The following is a 6,740-nucleotide window of genomic DNA, read 5'->3' as shown; positions in this document are numbered from 1 at the left end:
CGAGCAGACTGGCAAGCTCGAAAAAGCCTACGAAAACGGCCAGACCGACCTGCTCACCATCCTCCGAGCTCGTGAACAGCGCCTAGCACTAGAAGCCGCCGCGCTGGATGCCGTGCGTGACTTTCACCTCGCCCGCATCCGCTACGAGGCCGCCATCGGCAAGCACGCCCCGGCCACACCTGCCCCGAAACCCACCCGCTAACTTTTTCATCCTCATCTCATCATGAAACGCCCCCTGGCTCACTTATTCCTCTGCCTGTCTCTGACCGGCATCACCACTGCCGCCGAAGACGCCAAACGCGCCGCCAACACCGTCGTGCTGGATGAAACCGGCGTGAAAAACCTCCGCATCGAGACCGTCGAGGTCGAGGAGACGGACTTCGAGGCCACCATCTTTTCGCTCGGACGCATCGAGGCCATCCCCAGCAAAGTCGCCGCTGTCAGCAGCCGCATTCCAGGCCGCATTGTGGAGCTAAAACTCACCCCCGGAGACACCGTGAAAGAAGGTGACGAGGTGGCAAAAGTCGAGAGCCGCCAGCCGGGTGATCCGCCACCCGTGATCGCCCTCAAGGCACCGCTCGGCGGACTCGTCACCCATGTGGATGCGCGTCTCGGCGATCCCATTGATCCTGAAAAAGCCATGCTGGAGATCACCGACCTCAGTGAGGTTTATGCGGTGGCGCGTGTGCCGGAGCACCAAGCCGGACGCATGAAGCCAGGCACCGTGGCTCATATCAAAGTGGCGGCGCTGCCCAATGAGAAGTTCAATGGCGAGCTGCTGCGCTTCGGCACCAGCGCGGACAAGGCCAGCGGCACCATTGATGCCATCTTCCGCCTGCCGAACACTGGCGGCCAGCTCCGTGCCGACATGCGTGCGGAGTTCAGCATCGTGATGAGCAAGCGCGGCAACGTGGTCAGCGTGCCGCGTGCCGCCTTGCAGGGAGAGGGCGGCAGCCGCTTCGTCTATGTGAAGGACTTCGATTTGCCGAACGCCTTCGTGAAAACGCCGGTCATCGTGGGCGAGATCAACGACCGCTTTGTCGAGATCACCAGCGGGCTGCTGCCTGCGGATGAAGTCGTCACTCGCGGCGCTTACTCTCTCTCCTTTGCCGGAGCCAGCAGTGTCTCGCTGAAAGAGGCGCTGGATGCCGCGCACGGCCACGAGCACGCCGCCGATGGTTCCGAACTCACGCCGGAAAAGAAAGCCGCGATGGATGCTGCGAAAAAAGGCGGCGGAGACGGGCACGGACATGGCGAGGAAGAGGGTGGCAGCCCGCTGTGGAAGTATGCCACCGGCGTTTTGGCCGTGCTGCTGCTGCTTTCCATCTTCACCAAGAAAAGCCGTGGTGACGAAGCCGAGACTCCCGCGCCAAAAACCACTGAAAAGGAGGCCGCGTAACCCATGCTCAACAAAATGATCCATTGGGCGCTCGCCAGCCGGGCGCTCATCATCGGGGCCGCGCTCATCCTCATGGTGATGGGCTTGAAGACGGCCACCGAGCTGCCCGTGGAGGTGCTGCCAGACCTCACCAAGCCCACGGTCATCATCTTGACGGAATCCCCCGGCCTCGCGCCGGAGGAAGTCGAAATGCGTGTGACGCAACCCATTGAAAGCGCCCTCATGGGCGTGGCAGGACTCACACGTCTGCGCTCGAACTCCGACGTGGCACTCTCCCTCGTCTATGCCGAGTTCGGCTGGGACATGGACATCTACAAGGCGCGTATGCTCGTGCAGGAGCGCCTGCAAGGCGTGCGCGAGCAGTTGCCGGAGGGAGTGCAGCCGTTCATGACACCCGTGGCGTCTTTGATGGGAGAGATCCTCCTCGTCGGCGTGCGCTCCACCATCAAAGAAGGCGAGCCCGGCTACCTGCCGCCGCGTGAAGTGCGCTCGCTGGCCGACTGGACGATCAAGCGTCGTCTGCAAAGCGTCTCCGGCATCGCCGAAATCCTCAACATGGGCGGCGGTGTGAAGCGCATCGAAATCCAGCCTGATCCCTTCAAGATGCAGGCCAATGGTGTCAGCTTTGATGAGCTGGAACTTGCCGCCACCGAGTCCGCCAACACCACCACGGGCGGTTTCATCAACACCGGCCCCACCGAGATCATGGTGCGCAATCTGGCGATGACGGTCGAGCTGGACGACATCTCCCGCACCGTCATCAAGAAGGTCAATGACCGACCCATCGCCATCGGCGATGTGGCAAACGTGGTTTGGGGAGTCGAGCCGATGCGTGGTGACGCCACCGTGAGCCAGTTCCCGGAAAAATCCGCCACCTACGGCGTCATCATGTCCATCACCAAGGCACCCGGCTTTGATACTCGTGCGCTCACGGAGCAGATCAAAGGGGCGCTGGAAGATTTGAAGCCCACCTTCCCGCAGGGCGTCGAAACCACGCTGCTCTTCCAGCAAAAGGACTTCATCGACAACGCCATCGGCAATCTCACCGAGGCCATCCGGGACGGAGCCATCATGGTCACCATCATCCTGTTCCTCTTCCTGCTGAACTTCCGCACCACCTTCATCACGCTGATGGCGATGCCGCTGTCCTTCGGCATCACCATGCTGGTCTTCCTTTGGATGGGCATCAGCGTGAACAGCATGACGCTCGGCGGCCTCGCCGTCGCCATCGGCATGGTCGTGGATGATGCCATTGTGGATGTGGAGAACGTCTTCCGCCGCCTGCGGGAGAACGCCGCCCTGCCTCACCCGCAACCGAAGCTGCAAGTCATCGCGCGAGCCTCCGGCGAGGTGCGAAACTCCATCCTCTACGCCACCGTGCTCATCATTCTCGTGTTCCTGCCGCTGCTGGGACTCACCGGCGTGGAGGGCAAGCTCTTTGCCCCCATCGCCGTCGCCACCATCATCTCGATGATGGCTTCCTTCATCGTATCGCTCACGGCCATCCCCGTGCTGTGTTCGATGCTGCTGAATCCAAAGCACGGCCATGAGCACAAGGACGGCTTCCTCACACGCGGCATGAAATGGCTGCTGGAGAACACCTTGCTCCGCTTCGGCCTCAGCCAGCCGCTCGTCATGCTCGGCATCGTGCTGATGATCGTCATCGCGGCGTTTTCTCTCTATCCGAAGATGAACAAGGACTTCCTGCCCAAGTTCCAGGAGGAAACCGCGCTCGTCGCGGCCACGGCGGCTCCCGGCACCTCGCTGGAGGAGATGAATAAAATCTCCGATGTGCTGGAGCAGCAGATTCTTTCGGTCGAAGGCGTGTCAAAGGTCGGTCGCCGCCTGGGCCGTGCCGAGCGCGGCGATCACGTCGTCCCCGTCTCCACCGCCGAGTTCGACGTGGACTTCCGCAAAGACGGGAGTGAGGGCGAAGGTCACTCCAGCGGAGGCCGTGGCCGCAAAGAGATCATCGCAGACATCACCCAGAAGCTCAAAACCGTGCCCGGCGTCTTTGCCGTGGTGAGCGGCCCGCTCGCCGACCGCATCGGCCACATGATGAGCGGCGTGTCCGCGCCCGTCGCCATCAAGGTCTTCGGCCCTGATTTGGAAAAACTCCGCCAGATCGGAATCGAGATCCAAACCATCGCCAAGACCATCCCCGGCTTCGAGGATTGCAAGCTCGACCAGACCTCCAGCATCCCGCAGCTTCGCATCGAGGCCGACCGTGACCGCGCCAAAGCCTACGGCATCGCCCCCGGCAAGCTGAACGACCAGCTTTCCGCCCTCATCGGTGGCAAGGAAGTCGCCGAACTTCGTGAAGGCCAGCGAGCCGTCAATCTCGTCACCCGCCTGCCCATTGAGTGGCGTGATTCACCCGATAAAATCGCCGAGCTGCCCATCGAGGCTGGTGAAGGGCAGCGCATCCCGCTTTCACTCGTCGCGGATGTGCGCGAGGCCAAAGGGCCGAACGTCATCTTCCGTGAGAACAGCCAGCGCCGCTTTGCCCTCGCCATCAAACCAACTGTTCAGGATGTGTCGAACCTCGTCGTCAAGTTGCGGGATGAAGTCACCGAGAAAGTGAAAATGCCCGAAGGCTACTTCATCACCTTTGAGGGCGAGTTCCAAGCGCAGCAAGAGGCCACGCAGCGCATCGCCATCTTCACCGCCGTCATCCTCGCCGTCATCGCCTTCCTCCTCTACGGCTACTTCCGCACGCCATTCTTCGCCATCCAGGTGCTCTGCGACATCCCGCTCGCCCTCGTCGGCGGCCTCGTCTTCACCTACTTCAAGCTGAACAACATCAGCATCGCCACGCTCGTCGGCTTCATCGCCGTCGCCGGAGTCGCCGCTCGCAATAGCATCATGCTCATCAGCCATTACCTGCACCTCATGCAGCACGAGGGCGAGAGCTTCACGCGCAAGATGGTCATTCGCGGCACCAAGGAGCGTCTCGTGCCCGTGCTCATGACCGCGTTGGCCGCAGGCATCGGCCTCATCCCGCTCGTTCTCGCCGCCGATCAGCCGGGCAAAGAAATCCTGCATCCCGTGGCCGTCGTCATCGTCGGCGGACTCGTCACCAGCACCCTGCTCGGCCTCGGTGTCACGCCCACCGTGTTCTACACCTTCGGTCGCAAAGCCGCGGCCACAGCCATCGCAAACGATGCGCCCGCTTCGCACTAACCCATGAATTTCCAAAGCGACGAACTCATCAGAGCCTCCGCCGCCCAGGCAAAACCAAACCAAACGATACACAAACCGAACCCATGAAATCCAAGCTCATCACCACCCTGCTCACCCTCGCCCTGGCCTTCACGGTCAATGCCGCTGACAAGGACAAGCACGACCACGAACATGCAGCCAAAGCCGGCCCCACCGGCGGCAAGCTCATCACCGAAGTGGAACCCCACGTCGAGTTCTTCGTGAACAAAGACAAGAAGGTCGAAATCCGCTTCATCGACGACGACATGAAAGTCGTCGCCCCTGGAGCGCAGGTCATCAGCGTCACCCTCGGCGACCGCTCCGCTCCCACCAAGCTGAGCTTCACCAAAGACGGCGACAAGCTGATCTCTGACAAAGCCGTCCCCGAAGGCAACGACCTCCCCACCGTGGTGCAAATCCGCGAGAAGGAAGGTGCCAAGGCCGTCACCGAGAAGTTCAACCTGAACCTCGAACAGTGCCCCACCTGCAAGAACAAGGAATACGCCTGCACCTGTGCGCACGGCGAGGAGGAGAAGAAATAACCCTCACGCCCGCGTCATGCCACAGCGCCGTCCCACCGTGAGGGCGGCGTTGCTGGCTGCGGGCAGCCGCACATCATGAAGCACTCACTGACTTTTCTCACCCTCGCCTCTCTCGTGTGCTTCTGGCTTCCCTCGACTGCCGAGGCCAGACGCCCGCGAGGCACCACCATGACCGGCATCGTTCAAAGCGTCGATCATGCCACGCGCTGGATCACCTTCGCTCAGGATGGCGGCCCCGTGCGCCGCTTTGTTTATTCGGAGTGGGCCAAATTCTGGCACGACGAGTCGGAAGCTCTCCCCGCTCATTTGATACCCGGCATGAGGGTTCAGATCAAGCTGCACAACCCGCTCATCGGCCCGGATTTCGTCACCCAGATCGTGCTGCTTCAAGACAGCACCTCAAAGAAGCATCCATGAACCCCCGACCCACATCCACAAACAGCAGCCGAAGTTCGCTCCGCCGGATAACCACCCACATCATCTGCATCCTGCTCGCCACCACCGGGGCAGCGCTCGCTGACAACAGCATCAAGCTCCAGGTCGCCCCCAAGAGCGAACACAACGACCCCAAGGGGAACAATCCGCAGGAGGTGCAAAACCGCTGGCTCGAAATCTCCGCCACCGCCTTTCACCTCGAAAAGCCTGCCGCCGTGCGCCTCGAATGGGCGTTCTTTGGCGACAATCTCGACACGGACAAAGTGGTCAAGCATGGCAGCGGCACCGAAACCGTGGAGCTGGCCCAAAGCAAGCAGGCCGTCGCCAAGACCAAGCCCGTCAATTTCACCTTCACACCGCGTCACTCTGTCCGTACCGGCAGCGGCAAACGGGCACGTTCAAAGGTTATCGAAGCCACCGGCGTCCGCTACCACGCCTGGGGTGTGCGGGCCTTTGTGGACGGCAAGCTCGCTGGTGAGGCTTACAGCTCGCCAAGCATCCAAAAACTCATGGGCGGCACGGATTGACCTAATGAACCAGATTTCCCATCAAACGCAAAAAACCCGCCGGAGCTCTCTCTTTCTCCGGCGGGCTTGTTTGGAAACAGGGATTCCACTCCCTGGCTTAGTGACGGCCACGGCCGCCAAAATCAAAAGGTGTTTCACGCCTCGTTAGACCGTGTTGCACTTCGTGCTTGAATCCACCTTTTTAAGCGTGCATAATAAGCCCTACACAAATTGGGAGATATATCATGAAAGGCTGGCTTTTTCTTGTTATCGCAATAGTTGGCGAAGTAATCGCAACATCCGCATTAAAATCTAGCGAGGGCTTTACTAAGCTTGCCCCTTCCGCCGTTGTCATAATCGGTTATGGCATCGCATTTTATTTTCTTTCTCTGGTTCTGAAATCCATCCCTGTCGGTGTTGCTTATGCAGTCTGGTCGGGACTCGGCGTCGTCATAATTACAGCCATTGCCTGGTTGCTTCATGGGCAAAAGCTTGATGCGTGGGGCTTTGTAGGTATGGGGCTCATAATTGCTGCCTTTTTGCTCGCCCGATCCCCATCGTGGAAGTCGCTGCGGAGGCCGACGCCATGGTGACGGTGTTCGGCATTCTGAATCTCACCGAGGACTCCTTCTTCGATGAGAGCCGGCGGCTAGACCC

The 6,740-nt window shown here is 60.5% G+C and carries 7 protein-coding genes; all 7 read left to right on the top strand.

What is annotated here, in order from left to right; all coding sequences use genetic code 11:
* A partial coding sequence (locus IAE77_RS00705) for a TolC family protein (protein WP_294220346.1) occupies window positions 1–202 on the top strand: 202 nt, incomplete at its 5' end.
* A 21-nt stretch (window positions 203–223) separates the two neighbouring features.
* The gene (locus IAE77_RS00700; RefSeq protein WP_294220341.1) at window positions 224–1,399 is read left to right on the top strand and encodes an efflux RND transporter periplasmic adaptor subunit; all 1,176 of its coding nucleotides are present in this window, start codon (window positions 224–226) and stop codon (window positions 1,397–1,399) included.
* Between the two features lie 3 nt (window positions 1,400–1,402).
* Window positions 1,403–4,582, top strand: coding sequence for an efflux RND transporter permease subunit (locus IAE77_RS00695; protein ID WP_294220334.1), 3,180 nt, complete (start codon window positions 1,403–1,405; stop codon window positions 4,580–4,582).
* Window positions 4,583–4,665: 83 nt separating this feature from the next.
* Entirely contained in the window at window positions 4,666–5,142 is a 477-nt protein-coding gene (locus IAE77_RS00690) for a hypothetical protein (RefSeq protein ID WP_294220332.1), read from the top strand.
* A 75-nt stretch (window positions 5,143–5,217) separates the two neighbouring features.
* Window positions 5,218–5,559, top strand: coding sequence for a hypothetical protein (locus IAE77_RS00685; RefSeq protein WP_294220329.1), 342 nt, complete (start codon window positions 5,218–5,220; stop codon window positions 5,557–5,559).
* A complete protein-coding gene (locus tag IAE77_RS00680; RefSeq protein WP_294220326.1) occupies window positions 5,556–6,104 on the top strand; it encodes a hypothetical protein in 549 nt (182 codons plus the stop codon). Before IAE77_RS00685 ends, IAE77_RS00680 begins: the two co-directional genes overlap by 4 nt.
* Before the next feature lie 224 nt (window positions 6,105–6,328).
* Window positions 6,329–6,676, top strand: coding sequence for a quaternary ammonium compound efflux SMR transporter QacE delta 1 (locus tag IAE77_RS00675; RefSeq protein WP_000679427.1), 348 nt, complete (start codon window positions 6,329–6,331; stop codon window positions 6,674–6,676).
* Window positions 6,677–6,740 lie beyond the last annotated feature (64 nt).

This window comes from Prosthecobacter sp., assembly GCF_014879935.1.
Classification (GTDB): Bacteria; Verrucomicrobiota; Verrucomicrobiia; order Verrucomicrobiales; family Verrucomicrobiaceae; genus Prosthecobacter.
The sequence above is the reverse complement of the archived record's forward strand: the minus strand, read 5'-3'. Positions and strand labels throughout refer to the sequence as shown.